Source organism: Mycobacterium bohemicum DSM 44277, from assembly GCF_001053185.1.
GTDB classification, from domain to species: Bacteria; Actinomycetota; Actinomycetes; order Mycobacteriales; family Mycobacteriaceae; genus Mycobacterium; species Mycobacterium bohemicum.
In genome coordinates this window covers 11,881-33,941 of record NZ_CSTD01000003.1, presented here as the reverse complement: position 1 = coordinate 33,941, position 22,061 = coordinate 11,881, and the positions used below count along the sequence as shown (strand labels likewise).

General features: G+C 70.3%; 18 protein-coding genes and 2 pseudogenes. 7 read left to right on the top strand and 13 right to left on the bottom strand.

Annotated features, from left to right (window positions below; genetic code table 11):
• Positions 1-63: 63 nt before the first annotated feature.
• From BN971_RS14605 to BN971_RS14585, 5 genes are read right to left on the bottom strand one after another with little or no spacing between them, the layout of a single operon-like run.
• The gene (locus BN971_RS14605; protein WP_090350238.1) at positions 64-1,545 is read right to left on the bottom strand and encodes an HNH endonuclease signature motif containing protein; all 1,482 of its coding nucleotides are present in this window, start codon (positions 1,543-1,545) and stop codon (positions 64-66) included.
• A gap of 33 nt (positions 1,546-1,578) precedes the next feature.
• Positions 1,579-3,057 carry a M28 family peptidase gene (locus BN971_RS14600; RefSeq protein WP_085179431.1) on the bottom strand — a complete coding sequence of 493 codons (1,479 nt, stop codon included), beginning with the start codon at positions 3,055-3,057 and terminating at the stop codon, positions 1,579-1,581.
• Positions 3,054-4,553, bottom strand: coding sequence for a M28 family metallopeptidase (locus BN971_RS14595; protein ID WP_085179432.1), 1,500 nt, complete (start codon positions 4,551-4,553; stop codon positions 3,054-3,056). The genes BN971_RS14600 and BN971_RS14595 overlap by 4 nt, the downstream gene beginning before the upstream one ends.
• 50 nt (positions 4,554-4,603) lie before the next feature.
• Positions 4,604-5,029 (bottom strand): DUF2752 domain-containing protein, encoded by a 426-nt coding sequence (locus BN971_RS14590; RefSeq protein ID WP_085179433.1) that lies wholly within the window; start codon positions 5,027-5,029, stop codon positions 4,604-4,606.
• 13 nt (positions 5,030-5,042) lie between these two features.
• Positions 5,043-5,372 (bottom strand): CD225/dispanin family protein, encoded by a 330-nt coding sequence (locus tag BN971_RS14585; protein ID WP_085179434.1) that lies wholly within the window; start codon positions 5,370-5,372, stop codon positions 5,043-5,045.
• 541 nt (positions 5,373-5,913) lie between these two features.
• Here BN971_RS14585 and BN971_RS14580 point away from each other — a divergent pair.
• Complete coding sequence (locus tag BN971_RS14580) at positions 5,914-6,444, top strand: serine/threonine protein kinase (RefSeq protein WP_085179435.1); 531 nt, start codon at positions 5,914-5,916, stop codon at positions 6,442-6,444.
• Positions 6,445-6,447: 3 nt separating this feature from the next.
• On the opposite strand, the gene BN971_RS14575 is transcribed toward BN971_RS14580, so the two are convergent.
• From BN971_RS14575 to thiO, 4 genes are read right to left on the bottom strand one after another with little or no spacing between them, the layout of a single operon-like run.
• Positions 6,448-7,134 carry an SGNH/GDSL hydrolase family protein gene (locus tag BN971_RS14575; protein WP_090350236.1) on the bottom strand — a complete coding sequence of 229 codons (687 nt, stop codon included), beginning with the start codon at positions 7,132-7,134 and terminating at the stop codon, positions 6,448-6,450.
• Positions 7,131-7,889, bottom strand: a complete 759-nt coding sequence (gene thiG / locus BN971_RS14570) for a thiazole synthase (protein ID WP_085179437.1) — start codon at positions 7,887-7,889, stop codon at positions 7,131-7,133. Before thiG ends, BN971_RS14575 begins: the two co-directional genes overlap by 4 nt.
• A complete protein-coding gene (gene thiS / locus BN971_RS14565; RefSeq protein ID WP_085179438.1) occupies positions 7,882-8,079 on the bottom strand; it encodes a sulfur carrier protein ThiS in 198 nt (65 codons plus the stop codon). Before thiS ends, thiG begins: the two co-directional genes overlap by 8 nt.
• Positions 8,076-9,086, bottom strand: coding sequence for a glycine oxidase ThiO (thiO, locus tag BN971_RS14560; RefSeq protein WP_085179508.1), 1,011 nt, complete (start codon positions 9,084-9,086; stop codon positions 8,076-8,078). Before thiO ends, thiS begins: the two co-directional genes overlap by 4 nt.
• 151 nt (positions 9,087-9,237) lie before the next feature.
• Here thiO and thiE point away from each other — a divergent pair, with 151 nt between their 5' ends.
• Positions 9,238-9,909, top strand: coding sequence for a thiamine phosphate synthase (gene thiE, locus BN971_RS14555; RefSeq protein ID WP_085179439.1), 672 nt, complete (start codon positions 9,238-9,240; stop codon positions 9,907-9,909).
• On the opposite strand, the gene BN971_RS14550 is transcribed toward thiE, so the two are convergent.
• Positions 9,881-10,513 (bottom strand): NUDIX hydrolase, encoded by a 633-nt coding sequence (locus tag BN971_RS14550; protein WP_085179440.1) that lies wholly within the window; start codon positions 10,511-10,513, stop codon positions 9,881-9,883. The two genes, thiE and BN971_RS14550, sit on opposite strands and share 29 nt — an antisense overlap.
• 146 nt (positions 10,514-10,659) lie before the next feature.
• On the opposite strand from BN971_RS14550, the gene glnX reads away from it, so the two are divergent.
• The 3 genes and pseudogenes from glnX (at position 10,660) to BN971_RS14535 (ending at position 15,284) form a co-directional block, all read left to right on the top strand.
• Positions 10,660-11,979: a protein kinase G-activating protein GlnX gene (gene glnX / locus BN971_RS14545; RefSeq protein WP_085179441.1), complete on the top strand. Its 1,320-nt coding sequence runs from the start codon at positions 10,660-10,662 to the stop codon at positions 11,977-11,979.
• Positions 11,979-12,966, top strand: a pseudogene (locus BN971_RS14540) (glutamate ABC transporter substrate-binding protein). The gene glnX and the pseudogene BN971_RS14540 overlap by 1 nt, the downstream one beginning before the upstream one ends.
• Positions 12,966-15,284, top strand: a complete 2,319-nt coding sequence (locus BN971_RS14535; RefSeq protein WP_085179443.1) for a serine/threonine-protein kinase PknG — start codon at positions 12,966-12,968, stop codon at positions 15,282-15,284. The pseudogene BN971_RS14540 and the gene BN971_RS14535 overlap by 1 nt, the downstream one beginning before the upstream one ends.
• Before the next feature lie 99 nt (positions 15,285-15,383).
• Here BN971_RS14535 and BN971_RS25810 read toward each other — a convergent pair.
• Positions 15,384-16,260: pseudogene (locus BN971_RS25810) on the bottom strand (type IV toxin-antitoxin system AbiEi family antitoxin).
• A 39-nt stretch (positions 16,261-16,299) separates the two neighbouring features.
• Between BN971_RS25810 and BN971_RS14525 the strand changes: the two are divergent.
• Both BN971_RS14525 and BN971_RS14520 read left to right on the top strand, forming a co-directional pair.
• Entirely contained in the window at positions 16,300-17,619 is a 1,320-nt protein-coding gene (locus tag BN971_RS14525) for a DUF1800 domain-containing protein (RefSeq protein WP_085179444.1), read from the top strand.
• Between the two features lie 10 nt (positions 17,620-17,629).
• Complete coding sequence (locus BN971_RS14520; protein WP_085179445.1) at positions 17,630-18,823, top strand: DUF1501 domain-containing protein; 1,194 nt, start codon at positions 17,630-17,632, stop codon at positions 18,821-18,823.
• Here the strand turns inward: BN971_RS14520 and BN971_RS14515 are convergent.
• Both BN971_RS14515 and pta read right to left on the bottom strand, forming a co-directional pair.
• Positions 18,818-19,975 carry an acetate kinase gene (locus tag BN971_RS14515; protein WP_085179446.1) on the bottom strand — a complete coding sequence of 386 codons (1,158 nt, stop codon included), beginning with the start codon at positions 19,973-19,975 and terminating at the stop codon, positions 18,818-18,820. The two genes, BN971_RS14520 and BN971_RS14515, sit on opposite strands and share 6 nt — an antisense overlap.
• On the bottom strand, positions 19,965-22,061 hold the full coding sequence (gene pta, locus BN971_RS14510; protein WP_085179447.1) for a phosphate acetyltransferase: 2,097 nt from the start codon (positions 22,059-22,061) through the stop codon (positions 19,965-19,967). Before pta ends, BN971_RS14515 begins: the two co-directional genes overlap by 11 nt.

Genomic DNA, 22,061 nt, shown 5'->3' with positions numbered 1-22,061 from the left:
TCATTCTAAATCCGGCGAATAGGGGGTAATTCCGGGCGGGTACCGGTGTCACATGAAGCACCTTCAGAAGGGCGGCGGCTCGCCGTCGCCGACGGTGTGGCCGGTGCCCGAATCCCATGGCACCCAGGCGCTTTGCGCTTGCCGCGCCATCCGATTGCGGTGGCGTTCGACCGTGACGCGGTCGGCGTGGCTCTGGGCACGGGTGCGGTGGCGGGTCGGCATCATCGCCGTCCGATCCCCGCACCGCGGGGTCCTCGTGTCAGCGACCGGCGCGTGACCGGTGGGCGCGCACAGCTGCGGGAACCACAGCGCGCTGCCCGGCGTGGTGACATAGGTCTGCCCGCCGGGCAGCCGCCAGATCACCGTGCCGTCAGGCAACTGTTGGTCCCGCCAGCCCCAGAACGTCTTCATCAAATGATGAAGGCTGCAAAGACATTTCAGGTTCGACGCGTGCGTCGCACCGCCCTCGCCCCACGGGATCGTATGATCCAAATCGCAGACCGATGCCGGCCGATCGCAGCCCGGCGCCCGACAGGTCAGATCCCGACAGCGAACGAAATCGGCCAGTTTTGTCGACGGGGTGTACCGCGGTTCGGCGCTGCCGGCCGGAAGGCTCAGCGGCACCAGCTTGGCCGAGGCCGCCAATTCCCGAAGGAGCTCGGCGCCGATCAGCCGGTCGGCGCTCACCTCCGATCCGGGCGCGTCGCCGGTGCCGTCGAGGGTCGCCCGCTCGGCGATCACATGAATCACCACCGGGGAGGCCGGTCGCCGCGCTCCTGCCGCGCAGTCGGGACGCCCACACCGGCAGCCCAGTCGGTCGGCCCCGGCCGCCAACGCGCCCAGCGCATCGGCGCGGCGCTGCTGCGCCGTGCGCGGATCATGGGCACACACCGTGTCGGCCAACGCCGTCAACCGCTCATCCAGCGCATGAGCATCCGGGCTGAACATGCTGCCGTGAATTTGAGACATCCCGCCGTCGAGGTCCTGGAGAAAGACCTCCCGATCCGCCCGGTACTTTTCGCGCCGGCGCACCGCATCGGCATCCGCCCGTCCCACGACCCTGTCGATCTGCCCGGCCAGCCGGCCCCGCGTCATCGACGGCCAGCGGGCGACCTTGGCCGCCAGCTCAGCGTCGACGGCGGCCAGCACCTGAGCGTCGGTGATCAAATCGGTGCGATACACCAGCGTCTGAAACATCCGGCAGTCGATATCCCCGGCCCGAAACAACCCCGCAACCTGAGGCAACCGCTCGCGCATCGCGAGCGCGTACCGCAAGTAACTGCCCGCCAGTCCCAGGCTGATGCGGAAGGCCGCGGCCACCTCGCCCCCCACCGCCGCCCAGGTGTCCACAGCCCAATCGGCCTCTTCCCCACGCTGGGCGCGCCTCAACTCGAACAACTCCCCGATCGCGTCCAGCCGATCGGCCGCCGCCTGTGCCTCCGCTCGCCACGACCCGCACATCCGCTCCACCAATGCCCGCGACCGGTCGGTCACCGGGGGTTCCCAATAGTCGTGGAGCCGTTTGTCGAACATACCTTCGATCATGCCTCGAACCCCCGACAAGCCACCGACCTGCGGCTACGGCACCTTGGTCCGGTGCCGCTTGTCGTGTGGGGGCACGCCGTTGACCCCGCCGACCGACTCCGCGTAGGTGCCGACCGCGAACGCCACCCCGGAGCCCATCACGGCCAGCGCGTCCCGGTTGATGTTGTCGACCGTGTCGCGGGGACCCTGAAAGTTCGGGTCGAACGGCGCGCCGGCCTGACCGCCCCACAGCCGCGCCTGCACGTTTGTCTTCGTCTGCGAAGAACCCGTTGTCGCGCCGCCGATCGGCACGCCCGCGACCATGAACGGGTGGTAGTCGGCCCTGGTGTCCAGCGGCATGTCGGCGGGCCGCTTGCCCGCCAGGTTCAGGTACCCGCCCAGGGTGCGCTCGATGCCGGCCGACCCGTCGGGGATGTCGCCGAAGGACACCCCGGGACTGGGCGGGCCCGACTGATCCCCGTCGTCGGTGAAGAACCCGGCGTTGGGCGAGCCCAGCATGGTGAAGTCCAGGTAGAGCGCGATGTCGTTGAGCTGGCCGCTGTCCAAACCGAAGACGTAGTCCATGGCGCCGTTGGGTCCGCCTTCCTCGGCGCCCCAGAACACGAATCGCACCGCGTTGTTCACCGGCGCCAGCGGGCCCAGCTTCAGCGCCGTCTCCAGCACCGCGGCCACGCCCGACCCGTCGTCGTTGATGCCAGGGCCGCCGCGTGGGCTGTCTAGGTGCGCCCCCACCATGATCACCTCGTGCGGCGAGCCGGTCTTGGTCTGCGCCAACACGTTTCGCGAGGTGATCGCGACGTTTTGGGCGTCCAGCACCAGGCGGATCGGTCCCGTGGCCCGCGCCAGCGCGCCGGCCGTGGCCGAACCCGCGACGGCGACGGGCACGGTCAGCCGCTTGAAGTAACCGGGGGTGAACAACGTCGGCGGAGCGCCCTGACCCTCCGACGTGCTGACCACGATCATGGCAGCGGCGCCCCTGGCCACCGCGCTGTTCTGCTTGTCGACCACCGAGCAGCGAGCGTCGTCGACGATGGCGATCGCGCCCTTGGGCGCCGCGGCCGGGTAGTCCGTTGCGGCGCAGCCGGATGGCTGCGAGGGCCGGACCGGTTGGCCGGTCAGGCCGCCGGGCGGTGTCTGCACCAACAGCGAGGCCTGGTCCACCTGATAGATGCGCCCGCCGACCGCCATCGCCGGCTTGCCGGGGGAGACGGTGAACAGGCGGTCGAATTGCGGGGTGGAGACGTCAAATCCCCTGTCCCGCAGCGTCTTCGCGACGTAGTCGACGCTGGCATCGTAGCCGGGTGTGCCCTCGGCCCGGTTGCCCTTGTTGGCATTGGCGATGTTCTGCAGCGCACGCAGGTGCGCGAACATCGCGTCCGCCGTCACCTTCGGGGCCAGCTCACGCCCCAGGTCCTTGGCCGCGGTCGCCTGAGGGGGCCCGGGGCGGGGCGAGGAGCATCCGGCCAGCAAGCCGGTCACCAGCAGCAGCGCCGCGCCCAGCCGAGGAATCATGACTTCGTGATCACGTGACGGGTGCGGTCCTGCGCGACGGGAACCCCGTTGCGGCCGCTGAGATCCTGCGCGTACAGACCCACCGCATAAGCGACCCCGCCACCGTTGATGCCCAGCGCGGTGCGGTCGATGTGGTCGAGCGTGTCGGTCTTCTGGTGGTAGTTGGGATCGAACGGCTGGTCCGCGGTACCGCCCCACAGCTTGGCCTCGTCAGCCGACATCTTCGTCTCGGCTCCGGAGAACAGGCCGCCGGCCGGGATGCCCGCCAGCGTGAATCCGCCGTAGTCCGAACGTCCGTCGAACGAGGTGTCGCGGGCGGTCTTGCCGGCCGACTTCAAGTAGGCGACCAGCGTCCGCTCGATGCCGGCCGATCCTTCGGGAACCGCTGCCTGGCCACGTTTGTCCGCGGGCAGCGACTGGTCCCCGTCATAGGTGAAGTAGCCGGGGTTCGGCGACGCCAGCATGTCGAAGTTCAGATACAAAGCAATGGCCTTGAGGGCGCCCAGATCCAGCGACTCGACGTAGTTCCGCGACCCGATCAGTCCCAATTCCTCCGCGCCCCAGAAGCCGAACCGCACCGCGTTGTGTACCGCCGGTGAGCTACCCAGTTGCACCGCGGTCTCCAAAATCGCGGCCACACCGGAGCCGTCGTCGTTGATGCCGGGGCCCTCCGGAACGCTGTCCAGGTGCGCCCCGGCCATCACCACGTCGGTCGACGATCCGGTCTTGGTCTGCGCGATCACGTTGCGCGCCTTGAAACTCTGGACGCTGGCGTTCAGCTTGACGGTGGTCTGGCCCGGACGCGCGCGCAGCCGCACGCCGACGGACTTGGTCACGCTCACCACCGCGAGCTTCACATCGGTGTCCGGCCCCAGGGTGCCACCCATTTGCTGCTCATCGACGTTGTCGGCGACGATCATCGCCACCGCGCCCTGCTTGGCCGCGACGTCTTCCTTCTGGGCGAAGGGGCACCCGCCGCGGTCCACGAGGACCACGGCGCCCCGCACCGGCAGCCGGTCGTAGTCGGTGGCGGCACAGCCCGGGTTCTCACCGGCGGGCGCCGGCAGCAGCGGGCCGGTCACCCCGTCCGGCGGGGTGCCGAGGCTGAAGTCCAGCGGGCGCGCCTCCACGGGCGTGCCGGCGACCGTCACCGCCGGCTTGTCGCCGTGGAACACCCGCGCCGAGAACTCCGGCGTCTGCACGTCAAAGCCACTGTGCCGCAGGGCGTTCACCACATAGTCGACGGTGGCGTCGTAACCGGGCGTGCCCACCGCACGCGTGCCGTTGTTGGCATTTGCGATGTCCTGAAGCCTGGCCAGGTGCGCCATCATGGCGTCGGCGGTGACCTTGTTGCGCAGTGCGTCGGCGAAGTCAGCGGCCGCGGGGTTGCCGGTCGTCTGGCGCGCGTTTCCCGACCGGTGCAGGCAACCGGTGGAAAACGCGGTCAAGGACACGACGACGAGCGCCGACGCGACCGTCGCTGACTTGTTCACCATTAGCGCCCAAGGTTAGCCCGCGGCGCGACGGTTGCGCCGGTCGACCCGATTCAGACGTACAGGGCGCTGAACGGTTCGAAGGGGATGTTGCGCGCCACGAACCAGGCCACCGCCACCACCAGGGCCACCACCGCGGCCCAGCGATGGTGTTGCCAGCTGCGGATCCGTCGGCCGGTCGCGCGGCCGTAGGTCCACGCCAGATAGGCCCACACCAGCAGCACCAGCGCCACCAGGGCGACGGCGTTGAATCTGGCGGCCGCCAGGAGATTTCCGTGCATCAGCGAATACAGCATCCGCATGGTGCCGCATCCGGGGCAGTCGATGCCGAGCAGCGCTTTGGTGGGGCATACCGGCAGCGGGCCGTGGGGGGTGGTGGGGTCACCCACCCAAATGGCGGCGCACGCCAGGGACGTGGACGCGGCCACCCACAGCGGCGCGCCCAGACCCAGCGGCGCCGCCGCCCGGCGGGTCACCATGGCCGGTCGGGCCTCAAAGCCCCAACAGCATCATGGCCGCCGCGTTGGTGTTGGTGTTCATGTTCATGACGTTGACCGCGATGACGATGGCGTTGACGATCAGGCCGACGACGACCGACCAGATCACCCACTTCTTGGCGGCGTCGGCGGACGCCTGCGCCTCCGCGTAGCGACCCTGCGCCCACAGACCATTGACCTGGCTCGACTTGACGATCGCGACGATCCCGAAGGGGATACAGCAGAAGATCGTCACCAGAATGGACCACACCAGGTAGTTGTTCGGCGCCTGCCCGACGGGCTGCTGCGGCGGATAGCCGGGTGGCGGAGGGGGCGGCTGCGTCATGGACTCTCCAGTCACGAGATGTTAGCTGGGGTCAAGCGGTGCTTACCCTACCCGAGCGGCGCCGCGGCGTCACCATGAAAACCAGAAATCGGCTTCCCTCGTGGCGGCGAGGCGTGAGACCCCAGCAAGGGAAAACGCGTTTGCCTTCGAAAACGCCTGCCCGACAGCCAGATTGTCGCCGCGTCCGATAATCATGCCCAGCAAGACAATTTCCGGCGGAATGTATTGCCGAAAAACCGAATACGCTATTACGCCACTCCCGACGTTTGATCGCACCGGCGGACGGCCGGGGGCAGCGGTGCCGACCTGCCATCCGCGGACGAATACCGGTGTCAACGCGCGCCACCGCCCCGGGGCGGCCAATGGCCGACTTTCGCGGTTGGGCCGCAATCCAATCCGCCTCCGAAGTCGAAATCGCCGATTTCCGCAGGGGGTTTCGCCCGAACAGCGGCACCCCTGGCGTGCCATTTGCCCGGGTATTAAGATTTCGTTTTGCTGAATCCCCTGTCCGCGGTGATCGCCGCACATTAAGGAGTCCAGGATGTCCCCTCTTACCAAGGTGTTGCGGGCCGCTTCCGCCGCGGCGCTCATGGGCAGTTTCGCCGTCGTCGGCACCGCCACGGCGGCCGCGGACCCGGGTGGCACCGGTAGCTCGGCCGACCTCAACACGCTCGCCGGAGTGATGTCGAAGGGCTACGGCCTCAACAACTGCACGGCCCAGCAACTCACGCAGACGGGCGAGTTGGCGGAGCTGCTCTGCGGGCAGAGCCCCGACTCGAACGGCCCCGCCGCCGCGCTCTACGCCCTGTTCGACACCAGCACCAACCTGGCGTCGGCGTTCAGTTCAACCATCAAGGACGTTTCCATGGCCGCGTGCGGCGACGCCGGTCAGTCGCCGACGACGTGGCGCCAGGGCGCCAACGGCCAGTCGGCCGGGCAGGTCGCCTGCGGAACGTACAAGAACGCCGCGACGATCACGTGGACCACCGACGCCAAGAACGTGTTGGGTCACATCACGGCTTCCAACGGTGACGTCGGCAGCCTCTACCAGTGGTGGCGCACCAACGGCTGACGATCAGCACTGCGCCGCAACGAGTTCCGCGACCGCCCGCATCCCGGCCCCGTTGGGATGCAGCGGGGCGGGCCGACCCGGCAGCGGCACAGCGGGTTTGACCGTCCACGGCTGCGCCGACCATGCGTGGTGAGGCCTGCTTGCGGCCGCGGGGCCCAGATCGGCGTCGGCGTCTGACAGCGGAGGCGCCGGCGTGCCGGCCGGCGGCAGCAGGGTGAGGTAGTCGACGAACAGGATCCTGGCCTCCGGGGCGCGCCGGCGCAGCGCCGTGCCGACCGCGCACAGCGAATCGAACACGGCCGCCAGGGCCTCCTCGCGCGAGTCCCGGTCCAGCAATCCGGATATACGCCCGCCGAACAGCGGCACGCGCCGCACGACCCGCGGCAGCGAGGCGGCCATCAGCAGCGGAAAGTAGCCGACGTCGTTGCCGCCGATGGTGACGGTGACCAGGCTTTCGGTGCCGTCGAGCGCCGCGACCTGGGGCGGCGCGCCGCGCTGGCGGTCGGTGAGAACGTGGGCGGTGGTCGCGCCGGAGAACGTGACATCCACCAGATCGAGATTCAGTCGTTCGGCGACAAGATGCGGGTAGTTGCGGGCGGACCGGCCGGATGCAAACGGCGCCCCCGCGGCGCGGGGCGCGATCCCCGGGCCGGCCGCCATCGAACTGCCCAGGGCGACATACCTTTTCATCGATCCGGGGAGGACGCCTGCGCCCAGAATCGCTTGGGGATGCGGCCCGCCCGGCGCGCCAGATGGCCGGCGGTGACGGCCGCGGCCATGGCGGCGGCCATGGTCGGCGGGTCCGCGGCCCGGGTCACCGCGGTCGCCAACAGCACGGCGTCGCAACCCAATTCCATCGCCAAAGCGGCATCGCTGGCGGTGCCGATGCCGGCGTCGAGGATCACCGGGACGCCGGCCCCGGCCACGATCATCTCGATGTTGTGCGGGTTGGTGATACCGAGCCCGGTGCCGATCGGCGAGCCCAGCGGCATGACGGCGGCGCACCCGGCGTCCTCCAACCGGCGGGCCAGCACGGGATCGTCGTTGGTATAGGGCAGCACGACGAAGCCGTCGTCCACCAATGTCTCTGCCGCCCGGACCAATTCGATCGCGTCGGGCAGCAGTGTGCGTTCGTCGGCGATCACCTCGAGCTTGACCCAGTCGGTGCCCAGCGCCTCGCGGGCCAGTTGCGCGGTGAGTACCGCCTCGGCCGCGCCGCGGCAGCCGGCGGTGTTGGGCAGCGGCGTGATGCCGAGCCGGTGGAGCAGGTCCAGCAGTCCCGTCCCGCCCTCGGCGTCGACCCTGCGGATCGCGACGGTGGTCAGTTCGGTCCCCGACGCGATCAGCGCCTCCTCCAGCACCACCAGGTTCGTCGCTCCCCCGGTGCCCATGATGAGCCGCGAGGAGAAGGTGCGGTCCGCGATCGCCAGTTTCGAGTCAGCCACCCTGCACCGCCGTCACCACCTCGAGTCGTGCCCCGTCGAAAAGCGTTGTGCCCCAGTCCGACCGCGGCAGCACCGACGAGCCCACGGCCACCGCGACGCCCCGGTCCGGATACCCGAGCGACTCGAGCAACGCCGCGACGGTGGTGTGGGCGTCGATCTCGACGCTGTGTTCGTTGACCGTGACGATCATCGGTGCGCTCCAACCGGGGCGAGCTCGGCGAGGATCTGCTCCGCGGTCCACGGCGCCAGCAGGAAGCCGGAGCGGCCGTGGCCGGCGGCGACCAGGGTCCGCGCGTCCAGGCGGTGCACGAGTGGCAGGTTGTCCGGGGTCATCGGGCGCAGCCCGGCGGCACATTCGGCCAGCTCGTACTCGCCGAGCGCGGGCATCACCGCGCACGCATCGTCCAGCAGGTCCCGCACCCCGGACACCACCGGGGCGGTGTCGCGCCCGTGCTCGTACTGGGTGGCGCCGACGACCACCCCGTCGGCGCGCGGGACCAGATACACCTGGCGGCCGCGGACCCGCGCGCGAATCACCCGCTGCGGCGCCGGCATACAGCCCTTTCGCCAGCGCAGGCGCAGCACCTCCCCCTTCACCGGGCGCACCGGCAGGCCGGGCCACAGCGCCGGGGCGTCGATGCCGTTGGCGATCACCACCGCGTCACCCTCGACGCCGGACAGGTCGGGCGCCGGCTCGGCCCAGCGAACCCCGAGGCGCTCGCAGTCCGCGGCCAGGGCCTCGACCAGCGCGCGGTTGTCGACCGCCAGCTCGGTGGGGGCCCGGAATCCGTGCCGGATGCCCTGCGCCAACAACGGTTCGAGGTCCCGGGCGGCGGACTCCCACACCACCGGGTGGCCCTGCTCGGACAACCAGCCGGCGACCGTGCGCAGGTCCGCGACGTCGGCGCGGTCGACGGCCACCACCAGCGACTCGCGGGCGGTGATCACCTCCGGCGGCAGCCCGTCCATATACCCGCCTTCGCGCCACAGCCGCAGCGACTCCAGGCCGAGGCGCAGCAGCCGCTCCTCGCCGGGCCAGCCTTCACTGTGGGGCGCCAGCATGCCGCCGGCGACCCACGAGGCGCCCCGATCGGCCGTGCGGTGCACGCGCACCGCCCATCCGGCCTGCGCGGCGCGGCGCGCGACCGACAGGCCGATGACGCCGCCGCCGATGACGGCCACAGCACCCGTCGGCATCTGGTCCTCCCTTCGCCGGCATGACCCGGATCAGGTGTGACGGTAAGGGCAGGTGCGGTCGAGCCCGCTGTGCCCACTCTCAGCCCCGCTCCCCGGGACTCCCGTGTCTGGCAGTTCTCCGGGTCCCACGCTAGCGCGCTAGCGTCGCCGTGTGCATCCACGAGTCACCCGGCTGGCCGCGGCGCGGCTCTATCTGTGCACCGACGCCCGCCGTGAGCGCGGCGACCTGGCCGAATTCGTCGATGCCGCCCTGGCCGGCGGGGTGGACATCGTCCAGCTGCGCGACAAGGGGTCGGCCGGCGAGCAACGGTTCGGGCCGCTCGAGGCGCGCGACGAGCTGGCGGCGTGCGAGGTCCTCGCCGACGCGGCCCGCCGGCACGGCGCGCTGTTCGCGGTCAACGACCGGGCCGACATCGCCCGAGCGGCCGGGGCCGACGTGCTGCACCTGGGCCAGCGCGACCTGCCGCTCGGCGTCGCGCGCGGGATCGTCGGGCCCGACACGCTGATCGGCCTGTCCACCCACGATGCCGGCCAGGTCGCCGCCGCCGTCAGTGGCGCCGTCGACTACTTCTGCGTCGGGCCGTGCTGGCCCACGCCGACCAAACCGGGTCGCCGCGCGGCCGGCCTGCCGCTGCTGCGGACCGCCGCCGAACTCGCCCCGGGCAAGCCCTGGTTCGCGATCGGGGGCATCGACGCGGGACGGCTGCAGGAAGTGCTCGATGCGGGGGCGCGGCGAATCGTGGTGGTACGGGCCATCACCGCCGCCCAGGATCCCCGGGCGGCGGCCGAAACGCTCAGCTCGGCACTTGCAGCAGCGAGCTGATCCGGCGGCTGAGCGGCGACGGCGGCTGGTCGGCGTCCCCGGGCATGCACCAGACGAAGACCCCCGCCTCGACCTCGAGCGTGCGGGGCAGGTGCCGGCGCCGCTCGTCGCCGTCGTCCAGCGGCAGCAACGCCGGGCACGTCCGCAGCCGGTGCCAGCTGGCCGCGAAGCCGGGGTGCAGCGGCAGCTCGGCCACCTCGTGCTCGGCGACCCAGCGCATCTCGGCGCTCTCCAGGTTGGGCGCGGTGTCCAGTAACTCCGGGGCATCGGCGACGACGGTGGTATAGCTCCAGCGGGTGCCGCCGACCCCGAGGACCTCGGAGGTGACGACCGTCGAGCGCACGGCGAGCCGCTCGGTCAGCAGCCCGGCCTCCTCGTGCGCCTCGCGGACCGCCGTCTGCTCGGGCGTCTCGTGGCTGTCGCGCGCGCCACCCGGCAGGCCCCAGGTGCCGCCCTGGTGACTCCACACTGCGCGGTGCTGCAGCAGCACGGCGGGCGTACCGTCGGGCAGGGGGGCCCGCAACAGCAAACCGGCCGCCCCGAACCGGCCCCAGTAGTGCGCGCCGCGCTCGGATATCACCCATCCGTCACCGTCGCCCTGCACGAGTTCAGGATATGCACGCGATCGCCGGGTCAATTCGCTCGGCCTCCCCCCATCCGACCCGACATCCTCTTAGACTTCGCTTATAGACGTTCATACAGCGAAATCCGTGTTCATTCGACAGGCCGAAAGACGAGGGCTGATCAGACGTGACGGTTGAGCTGGCGCACCCGTCGACCGAACCGCCCGGTTTGCGTTCGCCCGCCGAACCGGCCCACCCGCGCTGGTGGTTCATCTCCACCACCCCGGGCCGCATCCTGACCATCGGGATCGTCCTCGCGGCGCTCGGCGGGGCCAGCGCCTTCGCCACCTCGACGACCATCAACCACCGGCAGCAGGTGCTGACCACGGTGCTCAACCACACCGAGCCGCTTTCGTTCGCCGCCGGGCGGCTGTACACCACGCTGTCCGTCGCCGACGCCGCGGCGGCCACCGCGTTCATCGCCGAGGCCGAGCCGCGCCCGGTCCGCCAGCGCTACGAGCAGGCCATCACCGACGCCGCCGTGGCGGTGACCAGGGCATCCAGCGGGCTGACCGACGAACCGCTGGTGGAATTGCTCGGCCGGATCAACGCCGAACTCGCCGTCTACACCGGGCTCATCGAAACCGCCCGTACCAACAACCGGGAGGGCAACCCGGTCGGCTCGTCGTACCTGTCGGAGGCCTCCGGGCTGATGCAGTCGACGATCCTGCCCGATGCGGAGCGGCTCTACTCCGAGACGTCGAAACGCGTGGACAGCGAAACCACCGCATCCACCCAGATTCCGCTGCCGGTCATCCTCGTCGTCGTCACCACCATCGTCTTCGGTGCGTGGGCCCACCGCTGGCTCGCCCAGCGCACCCGGCGCCGGATCAACCCCGGCCTGGTCGTCGGCGGCATCGCTATCCTCGTCATGGTGGTATGGGTCGGAACCGCGCTCACCATCTCGACGACAGCCAGCCGGAGCGCCAAGGACACCGCGGCCGACTCGCTCAAGACCGTCACCAACGTCGCCATCACCGCCCAGCAGGCGCGGGCCGACGAGACGCTGTCGCTGATCCGGCGCGGGGACGAGGAGAAGCGCAAGGAGGCGTTCTACCGGCGCATCGACTCGATGCACCGCCAGCTCGACCAGTACATGGCCCGCAGCGACGCGGTCGACAAGCCCGACCTGCAGGGCGCCGACCAGTTGCTGCTGCGCTGGCGGCAGGCCAACGACCGGATCAACTCCTACATCTCGGTGGGCAACTACCGCGCGGCGACCCAGGTGGCGCTGGGCAGCGGCGAGGACGACTCCACCCCCGCGTTCGACAAGCTGGAGGACGAACTGACCAAGGCGATGGACCAGAGCCGGGTCCGGCTTCGCACCGACGTCCTCAACGCGCGCAGCGGGCTGTCCGGCGCCCAGGTCGGCGGTGTGGTGCTCAGCCTGGGCGCCGCCATCGCGGTCGCCCTGGGCCTGTGGCCGAGGCTGAAAGAGTACCGGTAATGACGCGGCGGGCCGGGGCGCGGGCGGCGGGCGCGTTGCTCACCGCCCTGACGACGGCGGCCGTGCTGGGCGGGGTGCGGGCACCCGGAGTCGCTGATGGTGGCCACGGTCCCGACGCTGCCGCCGCCCACCCCCGTCGGCATGGAGCAGATGCCGTCGCTGCCGCCGCTCCCCCAAGACGACGGCAGCCAGAACTGCGACCTGACCGCCAGCCTGCGGCCCTTCGCGACCAAGGCGGAGGCCGATGCCGCCGTCGCCGACATCCGGGCCCGCGGCCGGCTGATCGTGGGGCTCGACATCGGCAGCAACCTGTTCAGCTTCCGCGACCCGATCACCGGTGAGATCACCGGGTTCGACGTCGACATCGCCGGGGAGATCGCGCGCGACATCTTCGGCGCCCCCTCGCACGTCGAGTACCGCATCCTCTCGTCCGACGAGCGGGTGACCGCGCTGCAGCGCTCGGAGGTCGACGTGGTCGTCAAGACCATGACCATCACCTGTGAGCGGCGCAAGCAGGTGAGCTTCTCCACCGTCTACCTCGACGCCAACCAGCGGATCCTCGCCCCGCGCGACTCGCCGATCACCAAGGTGGCCGACCTGTCCGACAAGCGGGTCTGCGTGGCCAAGGGCACCACCTCGCTGCACCGGATCCGCCAGATCAACCCGCCGCCGATCGTCATCTCGGTGGTGAACTGGGCCGACTGCCTGGTGGCCATGCAGCAGCGCGAGATCGACGCGATCAGCACCGACGACTCGATCCTGGCCGGCCTGGTCGAGGAAGACCCGTACCTGCACATCGTGGGGCCGAACATGGCCACCCAGCCCTACGGCGTCGGGATCAACCTGAACAACACCGGACTGGTCCGGTTCGTCAACGGGACGCTCGAACGCATCCGCCGCGACGGCACGTGGAACACGTTGTACCGCAAGTGGTTAACGGTCCTCGGGCCCGCCCCCGCCCCGCCCACGCCGAGGTATCTGGACTGATGGCCGAGTCGAAAAAGGCCGGGGACGCCCAGGACGCCCAGGACGCCAGGGACGCCGAGGACGTGGTGCCGGGCACGCAGCAGGCGGACGCGCAGTCCGGCCCGCTGTCCGAGCCCGTTTCGGGGCGCCCGCAGGCCACTCAGGCCCTGTTCCGCCCCGACTTCGACGACGACGATGACGACGACTTCCCGCACATCTCGCTGGGCACGATGGATTCCGAACCGCAGGAGCGGATGACGGTGGCCACGCGCGTGCTGCCGCCGGTCCGCCAACTCGGCGGCGGCCTGGTCGAGATCCCGCGGGTGCGCGACATCGATCCGGTCGAGGCCCTGATGACCGATCCGGTGGTGCCGGAGTCCAAGCGGTTCTGCTGGAACTGCGGGAAGCCGGTCGGCCGCGCCACCTCCGGAGCCGAAGGGCAGTCGGAGGGCTGGTGCCCAGCCTGCGGCAGCGCGTATTCGTTCCTGCCGCAACTGAACCCGGGCGACACCGTCGCCGGCCAGTACGAGGTCAAGGGATGCATCGCGCACGGCGGGATGGGCTGGGTGTACCTGGCGGTCGACCACAACGTCAACGACCGCCCGGTGGTGCTCAAGGGCCTGGTCCATTCCGGTGACGCCGAGGCCCAGGCGATCGCGATGGCCGAACGCCAGTTCCTCGCCGAAGTGGTGCACCCGCAGATCGTGCAGATCTTCAACTTCGTCGAGCACATCGACCGGCACGGGGACCCGGTCGGCTACATCGTGATGGAGTACATCGGCGGCCAGTCGCTCAAGCAGGGCTCCAAAGTCGGCAAGGGCGAGAAGCTTCCCGTCTCCGAGGCCATCGCCTACCTGCTGGAGATCCTGCCCGCGCTCGGCTACCTGCATTCCATCGGCCTGGTCTACAACGACCTCAAGCCGGAGAACATCATGCTCACCGAGGAGCAGTTGAAGCTGATCGACCTCGGCGCGGTGTCGCGGGTGAACTCGTTCGGATACCTGTACGGCACGCCCGGGTTCCAGGCGCCGGAGATCGTGCGGACCGGCCCGACGATCGCCACCGACATCTACACCGTGGGGCGCACGCTGGCCGCGCTCACGCTGAACCTGCCCACCCGCAACGGCCGCTACGTCGACGGGATTCCCGAAGACGACCCGGTGCTGAAGACCTACGACTCGTTTCGGCGGTTGCTGCGCCGCGCAACCGACCCCGACCCGCGGCGCCGGTTCGCCACCACCGAGGAGATGTCGGCCCAGCTGCAGGGCGTGCTGCGCGAGGTGGTCGCCCACGACACCGGGGTGCCGCGGCCCGGTCTCTCAACGGTTTTCAGCCCGAGCCGTTCCACGTTCGGGGTGGAGCTGCTGGTCGCGCACACCGACGTCTACCTTGACGGCCAGGTGCATTCGGAGAAGCTGACGGCCCGCGAGATCGTCACCGCATTGCAGGTGCCACTGGTCAATCCGGCCGACGTCGCGGCTCCCGTGCTGCAGGCGACGATATTGTCCCAGCCGGTGCAGACGCTGGACTCGTTGCGCGCGGCGCGCCACGGAACCCTGGACGCCGACGGCGTCGAGCTGTCGGAGTCGGTCGAGCTGCCGCTGATGGAGGTACGCGCGCTGCTGGACCTCGGCGACGTCGCGAAGGCCACCCGCAAACTCGACGACCTGGCCGAGCGGGTCGGCTGGCAGTGGCGGCTGGTGTGGTACCGCGCCGTCTCGGAGCTGCTCACCGGCGACTACGCCGCCGCCACAGAGCATTTCACCGAGGTGCTGGACACCTTCCCCGGCGAGCTGGCGCCGAAGCTGGCCCTGGCCGCGACCGCCGAGCTCGCCGGTACCACCGACGAGCATAAGTTCTACCAGACGGTGTGGCGGACCAACGACGGCGTGATCTCCGCGGCCTTCGGGCTGGCCCGATCCCTGTCCGCCGAGGGCGACCGCGAGGGCGCGGTCCGAACCCTGGACGAAGTTCCTGCCGCCTCAAGGCATTTCACGACCGCCCGGCTGACCAGCGCGGTGACCCTGCTGTCCGGCCGGTCCACGAGCGAGGTCACCGAGGAACAGATCCGCGACGCCGCCCGTCGGGTGGAGGCGCTGCCGCCCACCGAACCGCGCGTGCTGCAGATCCGCGCCCTGGTGCTGGGCGCCGCGATGGACTGGCTCCAGGACAACGAGGCCAGCACCAACCACATCCTCGGTTTCCCGTTCACCGAGCACGGGCTGCGGCTGGGGGTCGAGGCGTCGCTGCGCAGCCTGGCCCGCGTCGCCCCCACCCAGCGCCACCGCTACGCCCTGGTGGACATGGCCAACAACGTGCGGCCGACGAGCACGTTCTAGTCGGTGGCGGGTTTCGCCGCGGCCGCGTCATCGCCGCTTGCCTGCCCTCATCGAGCGTGAAGCCAGGGTGGCGACACGCCGATCGGGGCCGCCCTGGTGTTACCCGCGAAGCCGTGCGCTCACTATCGATTCCGCTATCGCGGCGCGAACGCGGCGCAGCACCTCGGCGGGATGATCCTCCGCGACCACCCGGACGACGAGCCACCCCATCCGCTTCAGCATTTCGGAGCGCCGGATGTCTTTGACGTACTGGCGTCGCCACCCCGACCATCAGGTCTTCCCAGCCCATGTCGAGGTAGGCGACGGGCACACCGTCGACGCCCGAAACGGGTATCTGGGTCCGCGGCCGCGGCAGCCCCGCGTCGATGAGCAGCAGGCGCAAGTAGCTCTCCCTCGGCGACTCCGCACCGGTGTCCATCAGGTCAAGTGCGGCCTCGAGCCGGCGAAGCCCCGGCGCGCCGGGGTGTCCACCGGCAAGAGCCCGCACGTCGTCGGTCTTGAAACCCGTTGCGCGAGCCAGCGAGTCCAGGCGGGCGACCGCCGAACGAACGGCTCCGCGCCGCCCGATGTCGAAGGCCGTCCGCTCGGGTGTCGTGACGTGACGGCCGTCGAGCACCTGCGTTTCGCCGACGTTCAAGGCGCAGCGCCGCGTCCACACGCCCGGCGGAGGGCGGGTATTGGGGTGGATCAGCTCGATCGGGACATCGTCGGGAATCCACCTGGCGCCGTGCAGGGCGGCGGCGGCCGCTCCGGCGACGACCCCGCGGCGGCCGGACCATAGCCAGGCCGCACAGGTGCGCAGTCCGAGCGTCGGTGTGGCGCCGTGCGAGTCGTAGACGTCCGGAAACACGGCGCGGTATCGCGTCCTCAGCTGATGGCGGTTCATCGCCCCGGCCGCCACTGCCTCACTTCCGACGAACGGTCCTCGCACATCCGGGACCGTGGCACACCGACCGCCGACCGCGAATACGCCCATTCACAGGCAAAACCTAGGTTGGTGTCGCACAGTTGGGACATGCCTGGGCAGTCCGCCGCGTGGATCGCCACCGCCCGCATGATGCGCAGGGCCGGTTTCGGGGTCACCGGACCGGAGGTCGACGCGGTCGTCACCCGAAACTGGGGCGGCTATGTCGACGCCATACTGGGCGCCGACCCCGCGGCTGACCCGGGAGCGGCAGCGACCCCCATGCCCTCCGTGTTGCCGCCGCCGCGAGAGGCCGGCAAGGGGGCCACGCAGGCGGTGCTCGAGCAAATCAACCGACAGGTGATCGAGCAACAGGACCAGCTTTCCGACTGGTGGCTGCGCCGCATGGTCGCCGTGCGGCAGCCGGTCCACGAGAAGCTGACACTGCTGTGGCACAACCACTTCGCGACCTCGGCGCTCAAGGTCAGGGCGGCGGCGTACATGGCCGCGCAGAATCGCACGCTGCGCGCCCACGCGCTGGGGGACTTCCGCACGCTGGCTTACGCCATGCTGACCGACGCCGCGATGCTGCGCTGGCTGGACGGGCCGAGCAACCACGCCGGCGCCCCCAACGAAAACCTGGCCCGGGAGTTCATGGAGCTGTTCGCGCTCGGCCATGGCAACGGCTACACCGAGGACGACGTGCGCGCGGGCGCGCGGGCGTTGACGGGCTGGGTGATCGAACCCGACGGACGGACCTGGATGCTCCCCAGACGCCATGACGCGGGGGCAAAGACGCTGTTCGGGCGGACCGGGAACTTCGACGCCGCCGGTTTCTGCGACGCCGTGCTCGCCCAGCCGAAGTCGCCGGAGTACGTGGCGACACGCCTGTGGCGGCAGCTGGCGTCCGACGATCCGCCGTCAGAACCGGCGCTCGACAGGCTGGTCTCCGCGTACGGGCCGGGACGCGACCTGCGGGCGCTGACCCGGGCGATCCTGACCGACGAGGAGTTCCTGCGCGACCGGGCCGCGGTGGTCAACACCCCGATCGAATGGCTCGTCGGCGTCATCCGGGCGATCCGGGTGCCGCTGGATCAGCCCGGCCCGCGCAAGATCGCCGAGGAGACGCTGCGGGCGTTGGGGCAGCGCCCGTTCTACCCGCCGACCGTCGGGGGCTGGCCCCGCGGGGCGGTGTGGCTGTCGACGGCCAGCGCCGGGGCGCGGCTGCGGGCCGCGACCCGCCTGGCACAACTCGGCGACCTGTCCGCCCTCGAGGACACCTCCCCCGATGACCGCGTCGACGCGGTCGGCTACCTCATCGGCGTCGGCGCCTGGTCGGACCGCAGCGCCGCCGCGCTGGAGCCCGTGGTGGGCAGGCCCCCGCAGCTGGTAGCGGTCGCGGTCAACACCCCTGAATACCTGACGTCGTAGCGAGATCACCATGCCAGAGCTCAACCGCCGCCGCTTCCTACTCGCCAGCGCGGGCGCCGGCGCGGCCGGCCTGCTCTCCGCCACGGTGGCGGTCAACTGGCACGACCTCACGCGCGCCGCGAAGGACAATCCGCTGCCCGAGGGCGCCGGCGTCCTGGTGCTCGTCACGCTCGAGGGCGGCAACGACGGGATCAACACCCTGATCCCGTACGCGGACAACGCCTACCACGACTCCCGACCGGAGCTCGCGTACGCCGCGGGCGATGTCATCCACCTCGATGGGGAGCTGGGTCTCAATCCCGCCCTGCGGGGGCTGGCCGACCTGTGGAACCAACGCCACCTGGCCATCGTGCGCGGGGTCGGCTACCCGCGGCCCGATCACAGCCACTTCCGGTCCATGGACATCTGGCAGACGGCGTCGCCGGACGAACCCGTGCCGACCGGCTGGATCGGCCGCTGGCTCGACGCCACCGGAGACGACCCGCTGCGCGCGGTCAATGTGGGGCCGGTACTGCCGGCGCTCGCGGTGGGCGAAAAGCACACCGCTGCGGCACTTTACATCGGCAACGCACCTACCGGCGGGGCCGACCGCCTCGACGCGGCAATGGAACGGCTGGGCGCAGACAGCCCGGACGACACACCCGCCATGGCCGCGGTCTGTAAGTCCTACCGCGCCGCGCGGGTAGCCGACAAGGCTTTCGCCTCCGTCAAATCGGCTGCGGGGGAGCATAATCCGCTCGCCGCCCAGCTGGGCGTCGTGGGCAACGCGATCAAGGCCCGCGTCCCGGCGCGGGTGTACACCGTCCAGCTGGGCGGCTTCGACACCCACGCCAGCGAACGAGCAACGCAGCAGCGCCAGCTGCAGACGCTCGACGCGGCGGTGAGCCCGTTCTTGCGCGAGATGGCCGCGGACCCGTACGGGCGCAACGTCGTTGTGATGGCGTACTCGGAGTTCGGCCGTCGCGTGCGCGCCAACGCCTCGCAGGGCACCGATCACGGCACCGCCGGCCCGGTCTTCGTCGCCGGGGCACCGGTCAAGGGCGGCTTCTACGGCGAAGAGCCCAGCCTGACCGACCTGGACAACGGAGACCTCAAGCACACCACCGACTTCCGCGATATCTACTATGAGCTGCTGACTCACACGATCGGGACCGACCCGACGCCGTCGGTCGGTTCCGGGCGCACCGCGCTGGGCTTCCTATGACCCCGCCAGCACCTCAACGCAGTCGCGGGCGATGGCCAGTTCCTCGTTCGTCGGGATGACCAGCACGGCTATCGGCGAGTCGTCGGTGGAGATGAGCCGGGCCCCGCTCGCGTCGTCGAGGTTGCGCCGCTCGTCCAGCACGATGCCCAGCCGTTCCAGGCCGGCCAGGGCGTCGTGGCGTGTCACCGGATCGTTTTCCCCGATGCCGGCGGTGAAGGTGATGACGTCGGTTCGTTCCAGCACGGCCAGGTAGGCGCCGATGTATTTGCGCAGCCGGTGGATGAACACGTCGTAGGCGAGCTTCGCTGCCACGTCGCCGGATTCGATCATCGCGTGCAGCTTGCGAAAGTCGCGCTCGCCGGCCAACCCCCAGACGCCCGACTGGTGGTTGAGCATCGACTCGATCGCGTCCACGCTCATGTTCGCGGCCCGCCACAGGTAGCTGATGACGCCGGGGTCGATGTCGCCGCTGCGGGTGCCCATCACCAGCCCCTCCAGCGGCGTCAGGCCCATCGAGGTGTCGACCGGCCGCCCGTCGGCGATCGCCGACGCCGACGAGCCGTTGCCGAGGTGTAACACGATCTGGCGGAGCCCTTCCTGGGGCCTGCCCAGGAAGGCTGCGGCCTGCTCACTCACGTAGCGGTGGGAGGTGCCGTGAAATCCGTATCGGCGTATCTTCCATCGCTCGGCCAGCTCCCGGTTGATCGCGTACGTCGCGGCCGCCGCCGGGAGGTTGTGGAAGAAGGCCGTGTCGAACACGGCGATGTGCGCGACGTCCGGCAGCAGCTTGCGCGCCACCTTGATTCCCTGCACTGCGGGCGGATTGTGCAGGGGCGCAAGTGCTGACAATTTCTCCAGCTCGGCGATCCGGGCGTCGTCGAGCAGCGTCGGGCGATAGAAGTCCTTTCCCCCGTGCACCACCCGGTGACCGACCGCCCACAGGCCGCAGGAGTTCAGGTCGATGCCGGTCTCGGCCAGCTGCTCGAACGCCAGGCGCAGCGCCTCTTCGTGGTCGGCGACCCGCGAGGACGGCTCGCCGATCTGCTGGATGGCCCCGCCCGCCCGCTCGGTGTCGGAATCGGGTTCGATCAGTTGATATTTCAGCGACGACGAGCCGGAGTTGATGACCAGGACGAGCGGATTATCGGCCATGCGCCTGCGCCTGGATCGCGGTGATGGCGACGGTGTTGACGATGTCCTCGACCAACGCACCGCGGGACAGGTCGTTCACCGGCTTGCGCAGCCCCTGCAGCACCGGGCCGATGGCGATCGCGCCGGCGCTGCGCTGCACCGCCTTGTACGTGTTGTTGCCGGTGTTGAGGTCGGGGAAGATGAGCACGGTGGCGCGGCCGGCCACCGGCGAGTCACCCAGCTTGGTGGCCGCCACCGACGGTTCGATGGCGGCGTCGTACTGGATGGGGCCCTCGACGGGCAGCTGCGGCTCGCGGCTGCGAACCAAATCCGTTGCCGTCCTGACCTTGTCGACGTCGGCGCCCGTCCCGGAATCGCCGGTGGAGTAGGACAGCAGCGCCACGCGCGGCTCGACGCCGAATTGCGCCGCGGTGTGCGCGGAGCTGATCGCGATGTCGGCCAGCTGTTCCGGGGTCGGATCGGGGACGATCGCGCAGTCGCCGTAGACCAGCACGCGGTCCGGCAGGCACATGAAGAAAATGCTGGACACCGTCGAGACGTCGGGGGCGGTCTTGATGATCTCGAACGCCGGGCGGACCGTGTGGGCCGTGGTGTGCGCGGCACCCGACACCATGCCGTCGACCATGCCGTTGTGCACCAGCATCGTGCCGAAGTAGGTTGCGTCGCACATGATCTCGCGGGCGTGTTCGATAGCGATCCCCTTGCCCTTGCGCAGTTCGGCGTACTGGTCGGCGAATTTGTCGCGCAGCTCGCTCCTGAGCGGGTCGATCACGGTCGCGCCGTCGAGGTCCACACCCAGTTCGCCGGAGCGCAAGCGGATCTGCGACTCCTCCCCCAGGATGGTCAGGTCGGCGACACCGCGCGCCAGCAGGCGGCCGGCGGACTTCAGGATGCGGTCGTCGTCGCCTTCGGGCAGGACGATGTGTCTGCGGTCGGCGCGGGCCCGCAACTGCAGCCGGTAGGTGAACATCTGCGGCGTGGTGACGGTGGGGATCGGAATGGCAAGCTGGGCAATGAGATCGGTGATGTCGACGTATCTGTCCATCAACCCCAGCGCGGTGTCGATCTTGCGCTGCGAGGTCGCCGTCACGCGCCCGTGCGCCGAGGCGGCCGCGCTGGCCGCCTCGTAGGTGCCCAGATCGGTGGAAATGATGGGCAGCCGCAGGCGCAGGCCGGCGACCAGCGCCGCGATCGACGGGTGCAGCGTGAATCCGCCGTTGAGGATGAGGCAGGACAGCGAGGGAAAGCCGTTGGCCGCGTGGGCGCTGGCGACGGCGAGCACCACGTCGGAGCGGTCACCGGGGGTGATGACGGCCATGCCGTCCTCGAGCCGCTCCAGCACGTGATCGGCGGTCATGCCCGCGACCAGGACCCCCATCACTTCGCGCTCCCGCAGCGACGCCTCGCCGCTGACCGCCACGCCGTCGACCGCCCTCTCCAGCTCGGCCACTGTCGGCGCCGACAGCAGCGGCTCCTCGGGCAGCACGTAGCTGCGCTGGGCGAATGAGCCCAGCGCGGCCAAACTTCCGCGGACCGCCGCGAGTTCGGCCGGCTGGCAGCGGCTGGCGACCACGGCGGCGGTGTGGGCGCGCTGGGCGGAAAGCTCCGACAGGCAGACCTGGACGACACTTGCGACCTCGTCGGCGGTGCGGCCCTTGGCGCTGACCGCCAGCAGCACCGGCACACCGAGGTTGACCGCGATCCGCGCGTTGACCGAAAGTTCGGCGGGCCTGGTGACGTCGGTGTAGTCGCTGCCGACGATCACCACCGCGTCGCAGACTTCGGCGACCGCGTGGTAGGAGTCCACGATGCTGCCGATGGCGGCGTCGATGTCGGCGTGCAGCTGCCGGTAGGTCACGCCGACGCACTGCTCGTAGGAAAGGCCCGCGGTGGTCTGCTCCAGAAGCAGCTCCAGGATGTAGTCGCGGTCCTCACCGAGCCGCGTGATGGGCCGGAACACCCCCACCCGGGCGACGGTCGCCCGCAGCCGGTGCAGCAGGCCGAGCGCGATCGTCGACTTCCCGGTCTCGGGTTCGGGAGCGGCGATGTAAATGGCCGTCGCTGAGCCGGACACGGCGGCGGTCAT

What these genes read in the sequence shown, in the direction of transcription:
- BN971_RS14605 (WP_090350238.1), bottom strand. Translation starts at nt 1,545, where the DNA reads ATGATCGAAGGTATGTTCGACAAACGGCTCCACGACTATTGGGAACCC.
- BN971_RS14600 (WP_085179431.1), bottom strand. Translation starts at nt 3,057, where the DNA reads ATGATTCCTCGGCTGGGCGCGGCGCTGCTGCTGGTGACCGGCTTGCTG.
- BN971_RS14595 (WP_085179432.1), bottom strand. Translation starts at nt 4,553, where the DNA reads ATGGTGAACAAGTCAGCGACGGTCGCGTCGGCGCTCGTCGTCGTGTCC.
- BN971_RS14590 (WP_085179433.1), bottom strand. Translation starts at nt 5,029, where the DNA reads ATGGTGACCCGCCGGGCGGCGGCGCCGCTGGGTCTGGGCGCGCCGCTG.
- BN971_RS14585 (WP_085179434.1), bottom strand. Translation starts at nt 5,372, where the DNA reads ATGACGCAGCCGCCCCCTCCGCCACCCGGCTATCCGCCGCAGCAGCCC.
- BN971_RS14580 (WP_085179435.1), top strand. Translation starts at nt 5,914, where the DNA reads ATGTCCCCTCTTACCAAGGTGTTGCGGGCCGCTTCCGCCGCGGCGCTC.
- BN971_RS14575 (WP_090350236.1), bottom strand. Translation starts at nt 7,134, where the DNA reads ATGAAAAGGTATGTCGCCCTGGGCAGTTCGATGGCGGCCGGCCCGGGG.
- thiS (WP_085179438.1), bottom strand. Translation starts at nt 8,079, where the DNA reads ATGATCGTCACGGTCAACGAACACAGCGTCGAGATCGACGCCCACACC.
- thiO (WP_085179508.1), bottom strand. Translation starts at nt 9,086, where the DNA reads ATGCCGACGGGTGCTGTGGCCGTCATCGGCGGCGGCGTCATCGGCCTG.
- BN971_RS14535 (WP_085179443.1), top strand. Translation starts at nt 12,966, where the DNA reads ATGGCCGAGTCGAAAAAGGCCGGGGACGCCCAGGACGCCCAGGACGCC.
- BN971_RS14525 (WP_085179444.1), top strand. Translation starts at nt 16,300, where the DNA reads ATGCCTGGGCAGTCCGCCGCGTGGATCGCCACCGCCCGCATGATGCGC.
- BN971_RS14520 (WP_085179445.1), top strand. Translation starts at nt 17,630, where the DNA reads ATGCCAGAGCTCAACCGCCGCCGCTTCCTACTCGCCAGCGCGGGCGCC.
- BN971_RS14515 (WP_085179446.1), bottom strand. Translation starts at nt 19,975, where the DNA reads ATGGCCGATAATCCGCTCGTCCTGGTCATCAACTCCGGCTCGTCGTCG.
- pta (WP_085179447.1), bottom strand. Translation starts at nt 22,061, where the DNA reads ATGACCGCCGCCGTGTCCGGCTCAGCGACGGCCATTTACATCGCCGCT.